This is a genomic window from Mannheimia granulomatis (assembly GCF_013377255.1).
In the GTDB taxonomy this organism is placed as follows: domain Bacteria; phylum Pseudomonadota; class Gammaproteobacteria; order Enterobacterales; family Pasteurellaceae; genus Mannheimia; species Mannheimia granulomatis.
On the sequence record NZ_CP016614.1, the window covers coordinates 239,515 to 259,518 of the forward strand.

Consider the following 20,004-nt stretch of genomic DNA (forward strand, 5'->3'; position numbering starts at 1 on the left):
CTGCTGCCTTAAATAAATAGCTCTACTGCCTGTATACAGCGTTCTACAACTTCGTCAAAACTGCCGTCAATATCAATAAAAATCACATCAGGCTCGCCTGCTTCGGGGATTTCTAACGTATTAAATTGGCTTTGCAGCATTTCGGCTTTCATAAAATGCCCTTGTCGTTGTTTCATTCGTTCTAACACCAGCTCAAATGAGCCGTGTAAAAAAATAAAGGAGACATTAGCGTTGCCTTGACGGATTTGATCACGGTATTTTTTCTTTAAGGCCGAACACACAATAATGCCTTTTTCACTTTTCTGTTCAAGGCTGAATGCGGCATCGTTAATTCTTTCTAACCACGGTTTACGATCATCATCATTTAAGGGGATACCACTTCCCATTTTAATAATATTGGCACGAGGATGAAGATCATCGCCATCAATTAATTTCATACCTAATTTTTGTGCAACAGCTGTGCCAATAGTTGTTTTTCCCGTACTGGATACGCCCATTAAAATAAAAGCCTTTCCTTGAGACATATTTGCTCCTTTTGTTATCGGTAACTGTTTGTGATGATGAAATTTACCAATCTTATACAAAAAAAGCATCACAAAAAGCCAAAAAATTTGAAGAAGATCACAAAATTGAAATAAAAATTAACTGATTATTTACAAGAGTGCGTTTTATTATTATGTTACCGATAACAATTTAACCTTAGGAGATCCTATGTTACTGTTCATTATGTTTGCCGCCATCATTTTACTGTTGGTGCTGATTATGAAGTTCAAAATTCACGCGTTTGTGGCGTTGATTATTGTGAGTTTGCTCACAGCGTTGGCGGCAGGTATTCCTGTCGATAAAATTCTGCCAACGCTACTTGGTGGTTTTGGTAGCACGCTGGCATCGGTGGCGTTATTAGTCGGTTTAGGGGTGATGATCGGTCGCTTGCTGGAAATCACTGGCGGGGCAAAAGTATTGGCGGATACGCTCATCAACAAATTCGGCAAAGAGAAAGCGCCGTTTGCATTGGGCGTGGCTTCGCTGCTGTTCGGTTTCCCGATTTTCTTTGATGCGGGCTTAGTGGTAATGCTGCCGATTATTTTCAGCGTGGCGAAACAGTTTGGCGGCTCGGTGCTGCGTTATGCGTTCCCGTCTGCCGGTGCGTTTGCGGTGATGCACGCTTTCCTGCCGCCGCACCCCGGCCCGGTGGCTTCGGGCGATTTACTCGGTGTGAATATGGGCTTACTGGTGTTGGTCGGCTTGGTGTGTGCCATTCCAACCTGGTATGTCGGCACCTATATGTTCAGCCAATTTATCAGCAAACGCATTCACGTTGATCTGCCAAAAGCGTTCTTAAACGGCTTATCGGCAAACGAAATGGCGGTACAACACCCACCAAGTTTCGGTAAAGTTTTAACCGTATTATTACTGCCTATCATCTTAATTTTATTTGATACTGGTTTGAATACCCTTGCGGTTGCCAAAGTGATTGACGGCAACGCCCTTTGGGTGCAAAGCCTGCGTTTAATCGGTAAAACCCCGATTGCCTTATTGATTACCTTGATTGTGGCGATTGTATTGTTGAGAGACACCCGCAGCCTCGACCAAATCGAAAAAATCTGTAACAACGCACTAGGCCCGATCTGCTCAATCGTATTAGTGACCGGTGCTGGCGGTATGTTCGGTGGTGTGTTGCGTGCCAGCGGTATCGGCGATGTCTTATCGGGAATGATGGCAGACACAGGTATGCCGATTGTGGTTGCGGCATTTATTATTGCGACTGTTTTCCGTGTCGCCCAAGGTTCTGCAACCGTTGCATTGACCACCACCGCAGCGTTAATTGCTCCAACAGTGGCTGCGGCAACCGATTTAAGCCAGTTCGATCTCTGCTTTATCGTGATCTCGATTGCTTCTGGTGCAACTGTGCTTTCCCACGTCAATGACTCCGGCTTTTGGCTCATGAGCCGCTTCCTTGAAATGGACGAGAAAACCACGCTGAAAACCTGGACGATGCTGGAAACTTCCATCGGCGTTACCGGCTTTGTGGTTGCGTTGATTGGCAGTATTCTGCTGTAATATGATAAGCCTCGACAAGCGGTCAAATTTTGCTGCGATTTTGCAAAATTTCGCAGAAAACCGACCGCTTGTTGTATTTCTCCCACCTTAAAACATTAAAGATTGAATCTGTTTTAGATGTTCCCAAAATCTCTCTGCTGCATTATTTAATCGGGTATCCATTCGATAAATATAGCCTTTAATCGGAATGACTAAATCATCGTGATCTAATATCACTACTTTTCTGGTCTGTAATTCATCAATAATCGAATATTCAGGCAGCCAAGCAATCCCTTGTTGATTTAATACCATATTTTTCAGTAATTCCGACATCGATGAAATAAATTTGGTTTTGGTATTTAATTGATCGTATTGGACTAATTTCCGATTAACTAACCGCCCCATATAGGAATTGGGCGTGTAATTTAATAAGGGGATATTTTTATCCGCCAAGTGAAATAACGGTTCGCCTGTTATATCGGTCGGCGAAATCGGGTAAAGCTTGGATTGTAATATTTCCAAAGCGATAAAGGGCGGCTGCATTAATTTTTCATCGTAAAAAGAGAAAATAAAATCGCTCTTCCCCTCAATAAGTGTTTTGACGGTTTGATCCACATCGATAGACTCAACCGAATAAATAAAATTTTCCGCAGTTTGCGATAATTGCCGAATGAGCTTAGGCATAATCGAGAGCGAAAGTGAATGAGCAGCAGCAAACTTAATATTGGGGGAGTTGCAGTTATGCCCTAATAATTCGTCCAGATTATTGCTTAATTGTTGTAATAGATTGCGGGTTTGAGAGTGAAATAGTTTGCCTTGTTCGGTTAATTGCAACGGTATGGCGGAGCGATCAAATAATTTTACGCCGAGCACCTCTTCTAACGCCAAAATTCTGCGGCTAAATGCCGATTGCGATAAATTCCGTTTTTCTGCCGCTTGGGAGAAATGACGGCATTCTTCTAATATTAAAAAATCTTCTAACCATTTTGTTTCGATATTTTTCATCTTGTACCTATGCAATTTTTGCATTCACTTCTTGTGATGTGCATTAAGTTTATCTTCCTACTCATTCTATTTTATTGATTTTAAAGCATTTGTTCTATTGCTAAGTATGCCTGTTGCATTATTTGCATAACCTTTCGATTTATTGCATTTCTTTTTTGCATAACTTGTTTGTATAAGTCATTTCCATTCAACAACATTTTAGAGAGAAAGATATGGCAAAAAATGTTATCGGCATCTTAGGCGGAATGGGGCCTGCGGCAACGGCGGATATGTTTAGAAAATTTATCCAACTGACACCGGCACATTGCGATCAAGAGCATATCCCCCTGTTAATTTCTTCCATTCCCGATATTCCGGATAGAACCCGTTGCATTCTTGGCGGCGGAGAAAGCCCTGCACCGGTGATGGAGCAGTATGTTAAGCAGCTCGAAGAGGCTGGGGCAAGCTGCATTGTGATTGCGTGTAATACCGCACACTATTGGTTTGAAGATTTGAAAACCAAAAGCAAGGTAGAGATGCTCAGTATGATTGAGGCAACGGTGAATGAAGTGGTTCAAAGCGGCAAGCAGCGGATTGGGTTATTGGCAACTGATGCCACTCTCGCCACCGAACTCTATAAAAATCGGCTTGAGGCACAAGGTCTGACCTTCATTCGCCCGACTGAGGAGGGGCAGAAAGCAGTGATGGAGAGCATCTATTTATTGAAATCCGGCGAGGTGGAGAAATCTGTTGCATTAATGCTGAAGCAGCGTGATGAGTTAATCCGTCTGGGCGCGGAGAGCATTATTTTGGGTTGCACCGAAGTGCCGATTATTTTGGCAAAAGAGATCGAAAAAGCACCGCATTTATATGTGGATTCCACCTTGGCTCTCGTGCGTGCCGCTATTCATTGGTATCAAACACATTAATCTATAAAGGAAGTGAATTATGATTTATGCAGAAATTTTTGTGGTGCTTGCCGCTATTTTTTTAGGGCTACGCTCCGGCGGATTAGGCATTGGTTTATACGGCGGCTGAAACACCACTTTCTGCATTGGCATTGGCTAAGTTGGCAGAGCAAGCAGGTATTCCAAAAGGTGTGTTTAATGTGGTTACCAGTAGTGATACCGAGGCAGTTGGACGAGAGCTGAGTACCAATCCTATCGTGCGTAAACTCACTTTTACAGGCTCGACCCGTGTCGGCAAAATTTTGATGCAACAAGCAGCCGGCACAGTGAAAAAATTAGCATTGGAGCTGGGCGGTAATGCGCCGGCGATTGTGTTTGACGATGCTGATCTTGACACCGCAGTCGAAGGCGTGTTTGCCTCCAAATTCCGCAATGCAGGGCAAACCTGCGTGTGTGCTAACCGCATTTATGTACAAGCGGGTATTTATGAGCAATTTCTTGCAAAATTTCAACAGAAAATCAAAACCATCAAACTTGGCTCACCATTTGAAGAAGGCGTAACGATGGGGGCGCTCATCAGCGAAAAAGCAGTAGAAAAAGTAGAAAGCCATATTCAAAATGCCATCTCACTTGGTGCAGAAGTTGTGGTAGGCGGAAAACGTCACGCTCTCGGCGGCACTTTCTTCCAGCCTACCATCTTAAAAAATGTGACTCAAGCAATGCAGGTTGCTAAAGAGGAAACCTTTGCACCCCTTGCACCTATTTTCAAATTTGAAACAGAGGAACAGGTTATCGAGTGGGCAAATGACACGGAATTTGGGTTGGCAGCTTATTTGTTTAGTGAGAATAACTCTCGTATCTGGCGGGTTTCTGAACAGCTGGAATATGGTATTGTTGGTATTAATGAAGGCATTATCAGCAACGAAATTGCGCCTTTCGGAGGGATGAAAGAATCCGGTATTGGGCGAGAGGGCTCGAAATATGGGATTGAAGAGTTTTTAGAGATGAAATATCTCTGTATGAAAATTTAACTGTTCGGGACGCTGGTAGCGTCCCGATTTTTTGCAAAAAATAGAAGAAAAATAACCGCTTGTCTTACTCAAATTTTGTCTTGTATTCCTCATTATTGACCCATAAATGGTCTTTCTCCCAAGTGAATTTCCACTGGCGTACCGGCCCTGCCATCACATTTAGGTAATAGTTGTTGTAGCCGGCAATAGTTGCCACCGGATGGTAGCCACGTGGTACTTTCACTACATCTTTGTCATACACCGCCATACACTCATCAAGGCTGCAGTCATCGGTGTAAACCCGTTGCATCGCAAAGCCCTGTGGTGGGTCGAAGCGGTGGTAGTAGCTCTCTTCCAGATAAGTTTCGTTTGGCGAATCTTTCTCATCATGTTTATGGCTTGGGTAGGAGCTGGTGTTACCTTCATCTGTGAACACCTCGACCACTAATAAACTGTCTGCCGGTTCGGTTTCTGGCAGAATGTTGTGGACTAAGCGTTGGTTATTACCAGAACCACGTTTTTCTACACCGATATCGTTTGGCGTAATCAAACGCACAGGGTGGTTACCTGCGCCCGGTGCTTTGCAAACCGCAAGCTCTAATTGACCGCTTGTAATCACTTTTACCTGCTTGTGTGGCGGAATATAGACCGCATACGGTGGAATTTTTTCAAATGGGCTGGATCGGTTGCCTATGTTTTCAAACGCATGTTCATCGACAAACACCGAGCCTTTGCCGGCTACGAATACTAAGCAGAGTTCGTTTTCACCACTCTCTAAGGTAAGGGATTGATTGTTTAGCTCATAGGCAGAAAAGCCAACGTATTCCCAGTTGGCGTTTTGTGGGGTAATGTCTTGAATTTGCCCGTTTTCAGGGACTCTATTGGGTTTTGAAAGTAAAAAGCTCATCGTATTTCTTCTCCATAGTGGTGAAATGATAAGCTTACTATACCGAAATGATCTTTTTTTGGGTATCAGCAATCTTCAAACTTGTTACCAAGATCACAAAAATGAAATAAATTTTTCATTTTTATTCTGTTTTTATTGAAGTTTTTCATTTTTAGCGGTAGTTTATTACTTGTCCTTTTTCTCTATGAACCTCAATAAGGAGCTTTAAATGAGCCAATTTGTGAAAAATTTTATTAACGGTGCAGTGGTTGAAAGTCAAAGCCAACGTGTAAGTTCAGTATTTAACCCTGCTACAGGTGAAGAGACTAAAAAAGTTAAACTCAGCACAGCTGCTGAAGTGGATTCTGCGATTGCAGCTGCCGATGCAGCATTCAAAAGCTGGTCGCAACAATCTCCATTACGCCGTGCGAGAGTATTATTTAAATTCAAAGAGTTATTGGAAGCAAACTTTGATGAGTTGGCACGTCTTATCAGCTCTGAGCACGGTAAAATTTACTCCGATGCGATTGGGGAATTAACCCGTGGTTTAGAAGTGGTGGAATTTGCCACTGGCATTCCACACTTACAAAAAGGGGAATTTTCAGCAAATGCCGGTCGTGGTATCGATATTCACTCCATCCAACAGCCATTAGGCGTGGTAGCCGGTATTACGCCATTCAACTTCCCAGCAATGGTGCCGATGTGGATGTTCCCAGTGGCGATTGTTTGCGGTAACACTTTCGTGTTGAAACCGTCTGAAAAAGACCCAAGTGTATCTATCCGCTTAGCCCAATTATTAAAAGAAGCGGGCTTACCGGACGGTGTGTTCAACGTAGTCCAAGGCGATAAAGAAGCTGTGGATATTCTTTTAACCGATCCACGTATTCAAGCCGTGAGTTTTGTTGGTTCAACACCAATCGCTCAATATATTTATGAGAAAGGCTCAGCAAACGGCAAACGCGTTCAAGCCTTAGGTGGTGCGAAAAACCACGCATTGATTATGCCGGATGCCGATGTTCAAGGCACGGTGAATGCTTTACTCGGTGCGGCATTTGGTGCGGCAGGCGAGCGCTGTATGGCTCTGTCTGTCGCGGTCGTGGTCGGCGATGAGTTTGCCGATAAAATCGTCGAAGAGCTGATTCCAAAGGTGAAAGCACTGAAAATCGGTGCCGGTATACTGCCGGAAGGCACACCTGAAAACGATATGGGGCCGGTGATTTCGAAAGAGCATAAAGCGAAAATTGAAAACTATATCGACCAAGGCGTAGCGCAAGGTGCGAAACTCTGCGTGGATGGTCGTGGTTACAAAGTGGCAGGCAATGAGAACGGCTATTTCGTCGGTGGCACCTTGTTTGATAAAGTGATGCCTGATATGACGATCTGGCAAGATGAGATCTTCGGGCCGGTACTCTCTGTCGTGCGAGTGAAAGATTACGCTGAAGGTATTGCGCTGATCAACAGCCACCAATACGGCAACGGTAGTGCGATTTTCACCGCAGACGGTGACTCAGCTCGTCAATTTACCCAAGATGTTCAAGCGGGTATGGTGGGGGTGAATATTCCAATTCCAGTACCAATGGCGTTCCACTGTTTCGGTGGTTGGAAAGCCTCTATCTTCGGGCCACTAAATGTGTATGGAACAGATGGTGTGCGTTTCTACACCCGTATGAAAACCATCACAACCCGTTGGCCGGACAGCTCTGTTCGTAGCCAAGCGGCGTTTAATTTCCCAACATTATAATAACACTGAGTACATTTCCTTTTTTGAGTGTTTAGCGGCGAGCCATCGCCGCTTTTTTGTTTTTATATGACGGAAGTAACTGTTGCCTATATACGTCTAACAAGCGGACTCGTTTCCCTCATTTTTTGCAAAAAACAGAGCAAAGCATACCGCTTACTTTCTCCCCTCTTACACTTTTTTCCGAAAAAATGTGATCTGTTTAACAAATTTGAAACAAAGCTGTTGGTCGGTGAAATTTAGAATGTTATATTCCTTTTTGAAAAATTTATTTCATAAAATTTTCTAAATGAAATAAAACTTAATTTTTTCTTCGCAGTTTGAAGTAACATTGGCAATTTATTGCCGTCAATTTCCATCTATCAAGAGGATTTCTTATGAAAATGCGTTTTAAATTTGCGTTAAGTGCATTAACCCTAGGTTTAGCTATAAACAGTTTTGCGAAAGATGAGCTAGTAGTATTTAGCCTTCCAAACTTGTCTAGCCCGTTTGAAGTACAACTTCAAAAGGTTGCGGTAGAAACCAGCAAAAAATTGGAAGTGAAATTACAGGTGTTAGACGGACAAAGCTCTTCTACTAAGCAAGCTTCTGATCTAGAGAATGCGATTACGCGTGGTGCAAAAGGCATTATCATTTCACCGAATGATGTCAATGCGATTTCAGGTGCAGTGGAAGAAATTATTCAAGAAAAAATCCCCGCTGCAACGCTTGACCGTAAAGTCGAGAGCAGCAAACCGGTTCCACACTTTGGGGCAAACAACTACACAGGTGGTCAAGAAGTAGCAAAAGCAGTAAAAGCGAAATACCCAAACGGTGCGAAAGTGATTCTCTTAACCGGTCAGCCGGGCTCAACCTCTAACATTGAGCGTACCAAAGGGATTCGTGATGAGTTAGTCGCAGGTGGCGATAAATATAAAATTATCGTGGATCAAACCGGTAACTGGTTACGTTCCGAAGGCTTACGTATTATTGAAAGCGTGTTGCCAACGTTAAAAGAGAAACCGGAAGTGATCATCTCTGCAAACGACGATATGGCACTCGGTGCAATCGAAGCACTACGTAGCCAAGGTTTAAAAGCGGGCGACATTTTAGTGACAGGCTTTGACGCCACTCCGGAAGCACTAGCTCGCGTGAAAGATGGCTGGTTGTTCTTAACTGCCGACCAACGCCCGGGCTTTGCGGTCAGTACAGCCTTAGAGCAAGTGGTCGGTAACATTCGCGATAAAAAAGAAGTGACCGGTGCGGACTATCCACCGAAAATTATTCTGAAAGAGAACCTGCAAGAAGCGGAACGTTTCGCAGAAGTGAGCGAATAATTTTTTGCCTCCCTGCTGTGAGGTGGGGAGGTTTTTCTTTCGGAGGTTGTATGTCTACTCCTTTACTTGAAGTCCGAGACTTGAAAAAAAGCTTTTCCGGCGTAATGGCACTCAACGGCGTCAAACTTACCGTAGGTGCGGGTGAAGTTCACGCATTACTGGGTGAGAACGGTGCAGGTAAATCCACCCTATTAAAAGCTCTTTCCGGTGCACAACCGCAAACCAGTGGCGAGATTATTTTTAATGGCGAAACCTTAAGTCTCGATGATTCCCCGTTTGATCGTCAGCTCAAAGGGATTGTTACTATCTATCAAGAATTCAATTTGCTGCCGAATATGACGGTGGCGGAAAACTTTTTCCTCGGGCGTGAGCCGACCAAAGGCTTGTTTGTTAATGAAAAAGCGGTAAACGACGAAGCCCAATTGGTGCTAGATAACCTTGGTTTAAATATCAAACCCGACACCCAAGTTTCGCGCTTAAGTGTCGCTCAACAACAGATGGTTGAAATTGCCCGAGCGATGACCTTAAACGCCAAATTGATCATTATGGACGAGCCGTCCGCTGCCCTTAGTGACAAAGAGGTGGAAACCCTTCACCAAATCGTGCGTGATTTAAAAAGCCGTGGTGTTAGTGTGATTTATGTGACCCACCGTTTAAACGAAGTGTTTGCGCTATGTGATCGCTTTACTGTCTTCCAAGACGGACGTTACTCAGGCGAAGGTGAAGTGAAAAATGTGAATGTGGATGACATTATCCGAATGATGGTCGGGCGTGAAGTCGCCTTTACCCGCCGTCCACCGGAAGAGACTCACCACACTCATCGCCCTGTACGTTTAGCAGTGAAAAATCTACATCGTGAAAAACCGGCACTTGACCCACACGGTATTGCATTACACGGTGTATCTTTCAATATTCACGAAGGTGAAGTATTAGGCATTGCCGGTTTGGTGGGGGCAGGCCGTACCGAAATCGCCCGATGTTTATTCGGCGTAGAAAAATATACTGCTGATGAAATCAGCTTAGACGGCAAACCGTATGCCGCGGTTTCTCCGCTGGATGCACTGGAAAAAGGCGTCGCACTGATGCCCGAAGATCGTAAAAAAGAGGGCTTAGTACTCGGCTTGCCGATTAAAACTAATATGACGTTGCCAATTTTAGGAAAATTATTGAAAGGTAATCTGTTCGTCGATAATCAAAAAGAAGATGACCTGATTGAAACCTACCGCCAAGCACTCCGCATCAAAATGGCACACAGTGAGTTGGAAGCACGCAAGCTCTCCGGCGGAAACCAGCAAAAAGTGATTCTTGCCCGCTGTATGGCACTTAATCCAAAAGTGTTAATTGTTGATGAGCCGACCCGAGGTATCGATGTAGGTGCAAAATCGGAAGTTCACCAAGTGCTGTTCGATATGGCGAAACAAGGCGTGGCGGTACTAGTTATCTCCTCCGATTTACCTGAAATTATGGCCATTTCAGATCGTATTATTACCTTATCCGAAGGTCGCGTAACCGGTGAAATTCACGGTGATGAGGCAACCGAAGAAAAATTAATGTCAATGATGGCAGTCGGCGTTCAGCATGAACAGGCAGCATAAGAGAGGTTTATATGACAACACAATTTTTAAAAAACCTAGGTATGGTTGATGACAAAGGAAAAATCGATTTTATTGCCTTCTTTGAACGCTTTGGCGTACTAATTTTCTTAATTTTACTGATTATTTTCTTTACCTCACAAAATAGTGCTTTCCTGTCTCAACGCAATATCTACAATGTGTTAACCGAAGTCTCTATTTTTGGAATTATGGCGGTGGGGATGACTTTTGTTATTCTCACTGCGGGGATTGACCTCTCTGTCGGCTCAATTTTAGCGGTAACGGCAATGTTCGCTGCCTATATTATCAAAGGCGATAATACTGTGACAGTCGAAGCCGGTGCTTGGGGTGGAATGAGCTGGCTGATTGGGTTAGGTATCTGTTTAGGTTTAGGCACATTGATCGGCTGGCTGCACGGATTGGGTGTCACTAAACTTAAATTACCGCCGTTTATTATTACACTTGGCGGTATGACGATTTGGCGTGGAGTTACCTTAGTACTGAACAACGGTTCGCCAATTGCCGGCTTTGATGAGGGCTACCGCTGGTGGGGACGTGGCGATATTTTAGGCGTGCCGGTACCGGTTGTGATCTTCGCTGTTGTTGCCATTATCGGCTACTTTGCTCTCCACAAAACCCGCTGGGGACGCTATGTCTACTCAGTCGGCGGCAATCCCGAAGCCGCTCGTCTTGCGGGGGTAAACATCAACCGCACCTTAGTGAGTGTATATGTTGTAATCGGTGCATTAGCAGGATTAGCCGGTTTCATTCTCTCCGCCCGTTTAGGCAGTGCGGAATCGGTTGCCGGTGTATCGTTCGAGTTACGTGTGATTGCCTCTGTGGTGATTGGTGGAACCTCACTGATGGGCGGATATGGACGGATTACCGGCACGATCATCGGCTCAATTATTATGGGCGTGTTGATTAACGGCTTAGTGCTGATGGATGTTTCTGCCTACTATCAACAGATTATTATGGGGATCATCATTATCCTTGCGGTAGCCTTTGATACCTATGCGAAGAGCAGACGAGGGGCGATTTAACTGAAACAAGCGGTCTGAATTTGTAAAATTTTTGCAAAAACAGACCGCTTATTTTTTTACTTCCTTCTTGGCTAAAGAGAGAAATATTTCATCGTATATTAAAGATTTTCAATTTTAGGGATACATTATGAGAACCGTCAAAATCGGCTTGGTTGGCACAGGCTACATCGGCCGCTGCCACGCCATTGCCTACGCCCAAGCGCCAACACTCTTCCCGCTTAAAGGCAAACTCCAACTCGAATACCTTGCTGAAATCAACCAAACACTGGCTGAACAAAAAGCCCAAGAATTCGGCTTTAATCGTGCTACGGACGACTGGCGTAAACTGGTTGCCGATCCGAATGTGGATGTGGTCGATATCTGCACCCCAAATTTTCTGCACAAAGAAATCGCCCTTGAAGCGATCAAACACGGCAAACACGTCTATTCCGAAAAACCGCTGGCATTGACTGCCGTCGATGCCAAAGAGATGGTTGAAGCTGCACAAAAAGCGGGTGTAAAAACGTTGGTTGGCTTTAATTACATCAAGAACCCCACCACACAACTTGCTCGCCAAATTATCCAAAACGGCGAAATTGGCGATGTGGTGCATTTCTATGGCACACACAACGAAGACTATCTCGCCAACCCTAACACACCGATTGACTGGCACTGCTACAAAGCCAAAGCCGGGCTAGGAACATTGGGCGATTTAGCTGCGCACATTGTCAGTATGGCTCACTATCTGGTTGGGGAAGAGATTATCAGTGTCGTCGGCGATATGCAAACCGTCATAACCGAACGCCCAAATCCACAAAACTTGGCAGAAAAAATCCCAGTCGAAAATGAAGACCAAGCCACTGCCTTAGTACGTTTTGCCAACGGTGTGATGGGCACGATTGAAAGCTCCCGCATCGCTTGTGGCCGCAAAATGGGGCTAACTTATGTCGTAACCGGCACCAAAGGCACGCTCAGTTACACCCAAGAACGGATGGCGGAACTGAAACTCTATTTGCATGATGACGACGAATCCCGCCAAGGCTTCAAAACTATTCTCGTCGGCCCGGAACACCCCGACTATGCCGCATTCTGCGTGAGTGCCGGCCACGGCATCGGCTTTAACGACCAAAAAGCGGTCGAAATCCGCGATCTCATCAACGGTATCGCCTCCGATGACCGTATGTTCCCTGATTTTGAAGAGGGCTACAAGGTTTCTCGAGTGTTAGAGGCAATTGCGAAATCGGCAGAAGAGAAACGCTGGGTGGAGATAAATGAAATTTAAATAGATGGTATCTTATATCGCATCTTCAAAAGGTAAATTCTTATTTAGAGCAGGGGGAATATCAAAGGTTTAACAGAAAAATGGTCAATGCCAACAAATCGGCACTACCTCCACAACTAATATTTTTGTGAATGCAAGCATTATCAAAAGAGTGCAAATTTTTTAGGTTGAAATCTTCATCATTTAATAGGCGTTTTGCCTCATTTTTCACCCAGTATAGGGCATTTATGCCACCTCGGTGAACTACATTGGTATCATTATTTTTTGCAATTATTTTCAATAAAATGCGTAACCAAATTTCATCATTTTCAATCTTTTGGTTTGTATATTCAGCTAGGACAGGGTGGATTGTGCCAAAGCCGCTCTCTGCTTCTCCTCTTGCGCCTGTTAAACCATATTCTCGGTAGAGTATTATCCCAGCAGTAAGAGGCTGATTGGCGGAGTAATGCTGTAATTCGGTGGTCAAACCTTGTGCGAATTGTGCAACAAGCTGACAAATGTTAGTGTGATTTATATCTGTTTTTTGTTCAAATAACCGGCCAATTGCGGTGCAAACTAAGCCAAAGGCAAAAATTGCCCCCTTGTGGGTATTTACATTGTTTGTCGCTTGAAACATGGCTTGTTCTGCTTGCAGACCAAGCGGTCTGATTTGCGTTAAAATTTGCTTAACGGGAAGGTTTGCAGTAGCAATGCCTTTTAAGACAAATTGAGTGAAGAAGGGGCGTAGAACGACAGCACTGCGTTCAAAGGTTCGTACATTCATATCGTTATGTGCACCGTTGTTACTACGATCAACTAATCCAGGTTTAGGGGTAAGGTAAACTTCTTTCAATAAAGCTTGATAAACAGATTCAGCGATATTTTCTGCTAAGTAAAACGTTCGGGCACGTCGTTGTATTTCTGTATAGAGTTCATTAAGAGTATGTTTGCGGGATCTTGCACAACTTTTTGCATTCTCTGAACAAATTAAACAAGGACGGGGTGAAATATTAAATTCTGTACGACTGAGTAACTGCCCTCGTGAATCAATCACATCAATATCCCAAAGGCGGGAAAGATCTGAACTATCTTCTAATTCTATTGTTAATTTTTTTAGCTGTTTTGCATCTATCGGTAAGACAAATAGGGCTTCATGTCCTGTGTTGAATGGGCGAATAAATTCTGCGGTAGGTTGAATATTTAATTGCTGAAAAAGTATAGAGAGGCTGCTTAACGCTTTTTCAAATACATAGTCTAATAAGGTATTTTTCTTGACTTCGCCAACAGCTAACAAGGTCACAGAAAGTAACGTTTGCCCATATTGTTGGATGCATTGCTGCTGTAATAAGGCTCGGTTTTCTCGTGCTTCAAGCAGCTGTTCAAGGGAAACTTTATCTCCGTCCAAAGAGAAGAAACGAATAAATTTGTTGTGCATTTGAGTATTTTATCTCGGGTTTTTGTTCTAAAGTAAAGTGTATTTAATACTATTTTGTCGAAAATTGTTCAATAAGCACCGCTTGCATTATGACTAGTGTATGAGGTTCAAGCCAGAAAAAATCCGCACCTTAAGCTGTTGGTTGAATCCAACATTTGAGGTGCAGATCATTAATAGCTAACTAGCATTATTATTTGACTGCATAAACTGTATCAATTACAGAACCATCACGGTAACGTACCACAGCAACAGGCTGATCGGTTACCTCAATTTCTTTTGGTCTGCCTGTAATACTATATGCTCGTTCACAGAGCTGTTCAATACTGAATAATTCAATATCTGCTTCCGTTAATTTTTCAATTAAATCTGGACGTTTTGGATTGACTGCGACACCGTGATCTGTCACAAGAATATCAATATTTTCACCCGGGGTGACACAAGTGAGTACATTTTCAACTACACAAGGAATGCGACCACGTACCAATGGCACTACAATAATGGCAACCTGTGCTGAGGAGGCCGTATCGCAATGCCCGCCTGAAGCGCCACGAATCACACCATCAGAGCCGGTTAAAACATTGACATTAAATTTCGTGTCAATTTCAAGTGCAGATAAAATAACCACATCTAGACGTTCAACAGAAGCGCCTTTTGAACTGAAATTGGCATATTGGTTTGCTGAGACTTCAATATGATTTGAGTTACGGGCAAGTGATTCTGCTGCATCTTTATCAAAAGATTGTACATCAATTAATTTTTTGATGAGACCTGCTTCATGTAATGCCACCATGGTTGAAGTAATCCCACCTAAACCAAAACTGGCTGTGATATTTTTACGGCGCATTTTATCTTCAAGGAAACGTGTTACTGCAAGTGATGCTCCACCTGTCCCTGTTTGGAATGAAAAACCGTCTTTAAAATAGCCTGAATTGAAGATCACTTCCGCACATTTGCGTGCGATTAATAGTTCTCGTGGGTTGGTGGTCATACGGGTTGCTCCTCCACCGATTTTCTTCGGATCGCCCACTTCATCTACTTGTACGATTAAATCCACACGATCTTGAGTGATACTGGCGGGATTAAGTGGATATTCGCCAAATTCTTCAGTTAATAGTACAACTTTATCGGCATATTCCGCATCAATACGAGCATAACCTAATGAACCACATTTACTTTTACCGCTAAAGCCATTGGCATTACCAAATTTATCACACATTGGCACGCCTAAAAATGCCACGTCAATTTTTAATTCACCGGATTTGACTAAGTGAACACGACCTCCATGGGAGTGGATATGCACAGGTTCTTTTAAGATCCCTTTGGAAATTTCATCTGCTAATTTACCGCGAATTCCTGACGAATAAATTTTGGTTACAACCCCATTTTTAATATGTTCAATAATTGGAAAATGGCTGTCGATTAATGAGCTAGAGGCAAGGGTTAAATTTTTAAAGCCCATTTCAGCAATTTTGTTCATCACCATATTGACCACGAAGTCGCCTGCGCGGAAGGCATGGTGGAACGAAACAGTCATGCCGTCTTTTAATCCTGAGCGGTGAATAGCTTCTTCGAGGTTATTACAAACTTTACGATCTTTTGCCGTACGAATCAGTGATTCTGCTTTTGGTTCAGCTTGGTAAACAGGTTTATTACCATTAAATTTTTCGATACGTTGTTCTCTAGTTGTCATAATGGTTCTTCCTTACTCTTCACGAATACCATGTTTTGCACGTTGAAGTACTAATTGTGCACGATCGATAATTGGTGCATCGATCATTTTGCCGTTCAGTGATACCACACCTAAGCCTTTACGTTTTGCTTCTTCTGCTGCTTCAATAATACTCTGTGCCTGTTCTACATCTTTCTGTGTTGGTGCAAATAAATTATGTAGTAGCTCAATTTGGCGAGGATTTACTAATGATTTACCGTCAAAGCCTAATTGTTTGATAAGCGCAGCTTCATTGAGAAAACCTTCTTCATTATTGATATTTGAGTAAACTGTATCGAAAGCTTGAATACCGGCTGCTCGAGCTGCTTGCAAGATTGAACAGCGAGCAAATAATAATTCAATACCGTCTGCAGAGCGCTCTGTTTTTAAATTACGCACATAGTCTTCAGCACCAAGTGCGATACCGATTAAGCGATTTGAAGCTGTCGCAATTTGATTGGCTTGGGTAATGCCTAGTGGTGATTCTATTGCCGCTAACATTAAGGTTGATCCTAATTCTCGTCCACAAGCTTTTTCAATTTCAGTGATTGCATTATCCATATCAATTACGTCTTGAGCAGTTTCTGTTTTCGGCATACGTACCACATCAACACCGGCACGTACTACGGCATTTAAGTCTTTTAAGCCGAATTCGGAATCTAATGGATTTACGCGAACTACGGTTTCCATGTCTTGATAAAGTGGGTGTTGTAACGCATGTGCAACCAAGATACGGGAAGAGTCTTTTTCCTGTAATGCTACGGCATCTTCTAGGTCAAACATAATGGCATCTGGTTTATAAATAAATGTATTGCTGAGCATTGCCGCATTTGAGCCTGGGACAAAAAGCATACTTCTTCTTAATTTTATTTTCTGGCTCATAGTACTTTCTCCCAGTCAATTTCTTCTTCTGTTGCCCGTAAAAGTGCTGCTTTTAAACGAGCGCGAAGTACACAATCTAATGCCCCTCTGTCTTCTACAATCACCTGGGCGGCTTTCACTTCAAAAGTGGTTAATACATCTTGAATTGTTGCTAAAATATCTTCACCAAATTGTTTGCCTACTGAGCTATTTAACTCAATATCTAATGATGTTGCAGGAGTGATGCGAACCTGAACATCACTTGATTCTAGCGTACCTGCAACAGCAACTTTAATTATTTGCATAATACATTCCTTAATAATTAGGTTTAAATCATAATCTGGTTGATGAGATTACAAACTCTCGTCGTAATATACCTCACCCATCATTAGTGGGCGTGCTGTACGAACTAATGCAGAACGGGTGAATTTATAACTGTCATTGGTTTTTTCACACATCATATCTACACTGATAAAGCCTGATGGATGCTCAATCGTTACCACAGAACCAGTGTCCTTATAAAGTGGGTGAGCAACTGTACCTTCAATATTACAAGCGGCGGATACACAAATTGAGCCTGTGACGGCATGGCTTGCATGGCATTTATCTGGCACAAAATAACGTGAAGTAATATTACCTTTACCGGTAGGGGGTGAAAGTATACCTATTTTAGGAATCACTTTTTGCGAGACGTCTCCTAAACCCATTAATTCGCCCGCTTTACGGCGAATTGGCTCAATAATATCAAAGAGGGTCCTATTTGCATCAAGTTCTGCTTTGGATTCTTTTCCGGTTAAGCCGAGATCTTTAGCACTAAACAATACCATTGGCATTGCGACATCAATACAAGTCACATTGTAGCCATTAATCTCGTCTTGTTTATTGCCGGTTGGGAAAACTTTACCTGTTTTTGCCCCTTCAATTTGACTGAAGTTTAGATTGACAGGCGATCCAGTGCCCGGCACACCGGACACTTCTGCTGTACCATCATATTTAAGTTGGCAGTTTGGGCTTTCTGCCGATACTTCAATAATACTGTTGGTATTGACGTTGTTTACCACCACCGAAGTTACGCCATCTTGTAGTTCAATTAAACCTTTTTCACTTGCGAAACAAATAATGCCAGAAAGGATATTTCCGCAAGAAGGGGCCGTATCAACAACTTTTTGATCAATACCAATTTGGGCGAAAAGGTAATCTAAGTCGACCCCTTCTTTTTCAGATTTTGAGATAATAGCTACTTTGCTGGTTACGCTTGTTGCTCCTCCTAAACCGTTGATTTGGGTTGCATCACCTGACCCCATAATGGTCATTAAAAACTTATCACGTTCTGCTACACTAGTTGGTAAATCGTCTTTTAAAAAGTATAAGCCTTTAGATGTGCCTCCACGGATAATCATACAAGGAACTTTTTTCATCTAGTTTCTCCAATTACAAAATCTTTTATAAAAAGCGGGAACAGATCCGCCAAGTTCATTTAAACTTTTCACAGAAGTAATTGGGGATCAGCCAATTACACCCATACTATGAAGCATTGACCACCAACCGAAACCAATTGTGCAGTGAATAATTAATGTGACAAGGGCACATATACCACCTACAATCCAGAAGGATTTTAGGTCATGGTAACCAATGCCATAAATTACCGCAGCAGGACCTGAGCCATAATGCGTTACCATGCTACCGTAGCTATTTGAAAATAATAAACCGAGTGAAAGTAGTACTGGATCAGCCCCAACGGCTACACCTACAGCAGAGAATACCGGAACCATTGCTGCTACATAAGCACCACCTGAAGCAAATAAATAACGTACTGCTACACTTAAGGCTAATATTAATACTGTAGCGAAGGTTGTATTCATCTCTGCCCCAGAGAACATATTTCCCATCGCTGCCGATAACCAATCAAAGAATTTCGCTTTATCTAATACGCCCGCTAAACCAAGTAGTGCTCCATACCAAGTAAAGGTTGTCCAACCACCTTTGTTTTTAAGCATATCATCCCAAGTAAGTACCGACGTTGCTAAGATTAATGCCATTGCACAAATTGCAACTGTTGAAGCACTCACTCCTAATACATCAGAAAAAACCCAACCGATAATGGCAGCAACAAATAAACCAGCAAGAATCTTTTCTTTGGTTTTCATCGGTCCCATTTCTTCTAAGCCTTTCTTAGCAATTTCTTTGTTATTTACTTCTGTAATCTCTGGTTTATAGAGAATATAAGCAACAAAAGGCATTAAGATAAGAGAAACAATACCTGGCACACAAGCCGCCAAAAACCATTGTGTCCAATCGTAATTAATGCCCATAATTGGACGCATTAACTCCAGGGCAACAGCATTTGGTGCCATAGCAGTAAAGAACATATAACCTGTAGTTTTAACGACCATATAAGTATTTAACAATAAGTAATGCCCCGCCTTACGTGAAGTCTCTCCTGGTTCTGACCCTAATGAGCGTGCTGTAGCTTCCATGATGGGCGCCATAATGCCACCACCACGTGCTGTTGTTGAAGGCATTGCTGGTGAGATCAATAAGTCTAAAACAGCATTGATATAACCGATGCGTAAAGTTGATTTACCGAAGGAACCGATCATTTTATAAGCAATACGTTTACCTAAACCAGTGCCGACAAATGCTGCGCTCATTGCAAATGCAGCAAAGATAAGCCATGTAGTACCGGATTTGTAGCCATCTAATACAGCTCCTTGTTTTAAGGCAATTTTAGTACCATCTGCTAAAACTTCTGCTGGTGTATTTCCAATGATTATCGCCGCAATTGCGATTGCCGATAATAATATGACTGGAGCTTGATAGACTTTTAAAATAAGAGCAAGAATTGTCCCAATGTAAACTCCTAGTAGGTGCCAACCAATAGTAGACATACCTTCTGGAGTTGCAAAGAGATAAGTTGCGACTGGGCAAGCAAGCACTATTGCAAGATGTAAGAGTTTTTTAGAGTTCATATTGTAAACCTCAATGACAATTAAAAATTCAACTAGTCATATATATAACTAATTAATTTGAGGTAGGCAATTAAGAAATGCCAAAATATTGAACTAGATCATAAAAATGAAATTAAAATATTTTATTGTTTACTTTTTGTTCTGTTGTGTAATTGGTAGTTCAAAAAGAAAGGCAAGTGTAATTTGAAACTGCCTTTCTGTTATTGAATATATTGATGGGATGCTCTAGATAACGACTAAAAATTAGTTAAAGAGAGGTTAAGCTAATTATCAA

The 20,004-nt window shown here is 42.7% G+C and carries 16 protein-coding genes and 1 pseudogene; 8 read left to right on the forward strand and 9 right to left on the reverse strand.

What is annotated here, in order from left to right; translation table 11 throughout:
* Positions 1-8: 8 nt before the first annotated feature.
* Positions 9-524 (reverse strand): gluconokinase, encoded by a 516-nt coding sequence (locus A6B41_RS01120; RefSeq protein ID WP_027073391.1) that lies wholly within the window; start codon positions 522-524, stop codon positions 9-11.
* Between the two features lie 187 nt (positions 525-711).
* On the opposite strand from A6B41_RS01120, the gene A6B41_RS01125 reads away from it, so the two are divergent.
* Positions 712-2,061, forward strand: coding sequence for a GntP family permease (locus tag A6B41_RS01125; RefSeq protein WP_027073390.1), 1,350 nt, complete (start codon positions 712-714; stop codon positions 2,059-2,061).
* Between the two features lie 87 nt (positions 2,062-2,148).
* On the opposite strand, the gene hypT is transcribed toward A6B41_RS01125, so the two are convergent.
* Complete coding sequence (gene hypT / locus A6B41_RS01130) at positions 2,149-3,045, reverse strand: hypochlorite stress DNA-binding transcriptional regulator HypT (protein ID WP_027073389.1); 897 nt, start codon at positions 3,043-3,045, stop codon at positions 2,149-2,151.
* A 212-nt stretch (positions 3,046-3,257) separates the two neighbouring features.
* Between hypT and cuyB the strand changes: the two genes are divergently transcribed.
* Positions 3,258-3,953 (forward strand): cysteate racemase, encoded by a 696-nt coding sequence (gene cuyB / locus A6B41_RS01135; RefSeq protein WP_027073388.1) that lies wholly within the window; start codon positions 3,258-3,260, stop codon positions 3,951-3,953.
* A gap of 101 nt (positions 3,954-4,054) precedes the next feature.
* Positions 4,055-4,963 (forward strand): annotated as a pseudogene (locus tag A6B41_RS01140) (aldehyde dehydrogenase family protein); the annotation flags it as partial.
* A 64-nt stretch (positions 4,964-5,027) separates the two neighbouring features.
* Here A6B41_RS01140 and iolB read toward each other — a convergent pair.
* Positions 5,028-5,849 (reverse strand): 5-deoxy-glucuronate isomerase, encoded by an 822-nt coding sequence (gene iolB / locus A6B41_RS01145; RefSeq protein WP_027073387.1) that lies wholly within the window; start codon positions 5,847-5,849, stop codon positions 5,028-5,030.
* 208 nt (positions 5,850-6,057) lie between these two features.
* Here iolB and A6B41_RS01150 point away from each other — a divergent pair, with 208 nt between their 5' ends.
* The 5 genes from A6B41_RS01150 to A6B41_RS01170 all read left to right on the forward strand — a co-directional run bounded on the left by A6B41_RS01150 (position 6,058) and on the right by A6B41_RS01170 (position 12,778).
* Positions 6,058-7,569, forward strand: a complete 1,512-nt coding sequence (locus tag A6B41_RS01150; RefSeq protein WP_027073386.1) for a CoA-acylating methylmalonate-semialdehyde dehydrogenase — start codon at positions 6,058-6,060, stop codon at positions 7,567-7,569.
* Positions 7,570-7,943: 374 nt separating this feature from the next.
* Complete coding sequence (locus tag A6B41_RS01155; protein ID WP_027073385.1) at positions 7,944-8,882, forward strand: sugar ABC transporter substrate-binding protein; 939 nt, start codon at positions 7,944-7,946, stop codon at positions 8,880-8,882.
* 50 nt (positions 8,883-8,932) lie between these two features.
* Positions 8,933-10,477 carry a sugar ABC transporter ATP-binding protein gene (locus A6B41_RS01160; protein WP_027073384.1) on the forward strand — a complete coding sequence of 515 codons (1,545 nt, stop codon included), beginning with the start codon at positions 8,933-8,935 and terminating at the stop codon, positions 10,475-10,477.
* Positions 10,478-10,488: 11 nt separating this feature from the next.
* Complete coding sequence (locus tag A6B41_RS01165; protein WP_050436759.1) at positions 10,489-11,517, forward strand: ABC transporter permease; 1,029 nt, start codon at positions 10,489-10,491, stop codon at positions 11,515-11,517.
* Between the two features lie 127 nt (positions 11,518-11,644).
* On the forward strand, positions 11,645-12,778 hold the full coding sequence (locus A6B41_RS01170) for a Gfo/Idh/MocA family protein (protein WP_027073382.1): 1,134 nt from the start codon (positions 11,645-11,647) through the stop codon (positions 12,776-12,778).
* A 61-nt stretch (positions 12,779-12,839) separates the two neighbouring features.
* Here A6B41_RS01170 and citG read toward each other — a convergent pair whose 3' ends face one another.
* The 6 genes from citG to A6B41_RS01200 all read right to left on the reverse strand — a co-directional run bounded on the left by citG (position 12,840) and on the right by A6B41_RS01200 (position 19,730).
* Positions 12,840-14,192 (reverse strand): triphosphoribosyl-dephospho-CoA synthase CitG, encoded by a 1,353-nt coding sequence (citG, locus tag A6B41_RS01175; RefSeq protein WP_027073381.1) that lies wholly within the window; start codon positions 14,190-14,192, stop codon positions 12,840-12,842.
* Between the two features lie 190 nt (positions 14,193-14,382).
* Complete coding sequence (gene citF / locus A6B41_RS01180; RefSeq protein WP_027073380.1) at positions 14,383-15,882, reverse strand: citrate lyase subunit alpha; 1,500 nt, start codon at positions 15,880-15,882, stop codon at positions 14,383-14,385.
* Between the two features lie 12 nt (positions 15,883-15,894).
* Entirely contained in the window at positions 15,895-16,770 is an 876-nt protein-coding gene (citE, locus tag A6B41_RS01185) for a citrate (pro-3S)-lyase subunit beta (protein WP_027073379.1), read from the reverse strand.
* Between the two features lie 8 nt (positions 16,771-16,778).
* A complete protein-coding gene (citD, locus tag A6B41_RS01190; protein ID WP_027073378.1) occupies positions 16,779-17,066 on the reverse strand; it encodes a citrate lyase acyl carrier protein in 288 nt (95 codons plus the stop codon).
* A gap of 48 nt (positions 17,067-17,114) precedes the next feature.
* The gene (locus A6B41_RS01195) at positions 17,115-18,179 is read right to left on the reverse strand and encodes a 4-oxalomesaconate tautomerase (RefSeq protein WP_027073377.1); all 1,065 of its coding nucleotides are present in this window, start codon (positions 18,177-18,179) and stop codon (positions 17,115-17,117) included.
* Positions 18,180-18,266: 87 nt separating this feature from the next.
* Complete coding sequence (locus A6B41_RS01200) at positions 18,267-19,730, reverse strand: anion permease (protein ID WP_027073376.1); 1,464 nt, start codon at positions 19,728-19,730, stop codon at positions 18,267-18,269.
* Positions 19,731-20,004 lie beyond the last annotated feature (274 nt).

What these genes read in the sequence shown, in the direction of transcription:
- A6B41_RS01150 (WP_027073386.1), top strand. Translation starts at nt 6,058, where the DNA reads ATGAGCCAATTTGTGAAAAATTTTATTAACGGTGCAGTGGTTGAAAGT.
- A6B41_RS01195 (WP_027073377.1), bottom strand. Translation starts at nt 18,179, where the DNA reads ATGAAAAAAGTTCCTTGTATGATTATCCGTGGAGGCACATCTAAAGGC.
- hypT (WP_027073389.1), bottom strand. Translation starts at nt 3,045, where the DNA reads ATGAAAAATATCGAAACAAAATGGTTAGAAGATTTTTTAATATTAGAA.
- A6B41_RS01125 (WP_027073390.1), top strand. Translation starts at nt 712, where the DNA reads ATGTTACTGTTCATTATGTTTGCCGCCATCATTTTACTGTTGGTGCTG.
- A6B41_RS01170 (WP_027073382.1), top strand. Translation starts at nt 11,645, where the DNA reads ATGAGAACCGTCAAAATCGGCTTGGTTGGCACAGGCTACATCGGCCGC.
- A6B41_RS01200 (WP_027073376.1), bottom strand. Translation starts at nt 19,730, where the DNA reads ATGAACTCTAAAAAACTCTTACATCTTGCAATAGTGCTTGCTTGCCCA.
- A6B41_RS01155 (WP_027073385.1), top strand. Translation starts at nt 7,944, where the DNA reads ATGAAAATGCGTTTTAAATTTGCGTTAAGTGCATTAACCCTAGGTTTA.
- A6B41_RS01165 (WP_050436759.1), top strand. Translation starts at nt 10,489, where the DNA reads ATGACAACACAATTTTTAAAAAACCTAGGTATGGTTGATGACAAAGGA.
- A6B41_RS01160 (WP_027073384.1), top strand. Translation starts at nt 8,933, where the DNA reads ATGTCTACTCCTTTACTTGAAGTCCGAGACTTGAAAAAAAGCTTTTCC.
- A6B41_RS01120 (WP_027073391.1), bottom strand. Translation starts at nt 524, where the DNA reads ATGTCTCAAGGAAAGGCTTTTATTTTAATGGGCGTATCCAGTACGGGA.
- citF (WP_027073380.1), bottom strand. Translation starts at nt 15,882, where the DNA reads ATGACAACTAGAGAACAACGTATCGAAAAATTTAATGGTAATAAACCT.
- cuyB (WP_027073388.1), top strand. Translation starts at nt 3,258, where the DNA reads ATGGCAAAAAATGTTATCGGCATCTTAGGCGGAATGGGGCCTGCGGCA.
- citG (WP_027073381.1), bottom strand. Translation starts at nt 14,192, where the DNA reads ATGCACAACAAATTTATTCGTTTCTTCTCTTTGGACGGAGATAAAGTT.
- citD (WP_027073378.1), bottom strand. Translation starts at nt 17,066, where the DNA reads ATGCAAATAATTAAAGTTGCTGTTGCAGGTACGCTAGAATCAAGTGAT.
- iolB (WP_027073387.1), bottom strand. Translation starts at nt 5,849, where the DNA reads ATGAGCTTTTTACTTTCAAAACCCAATAGAGTCCCTGAAAACGGGCAA.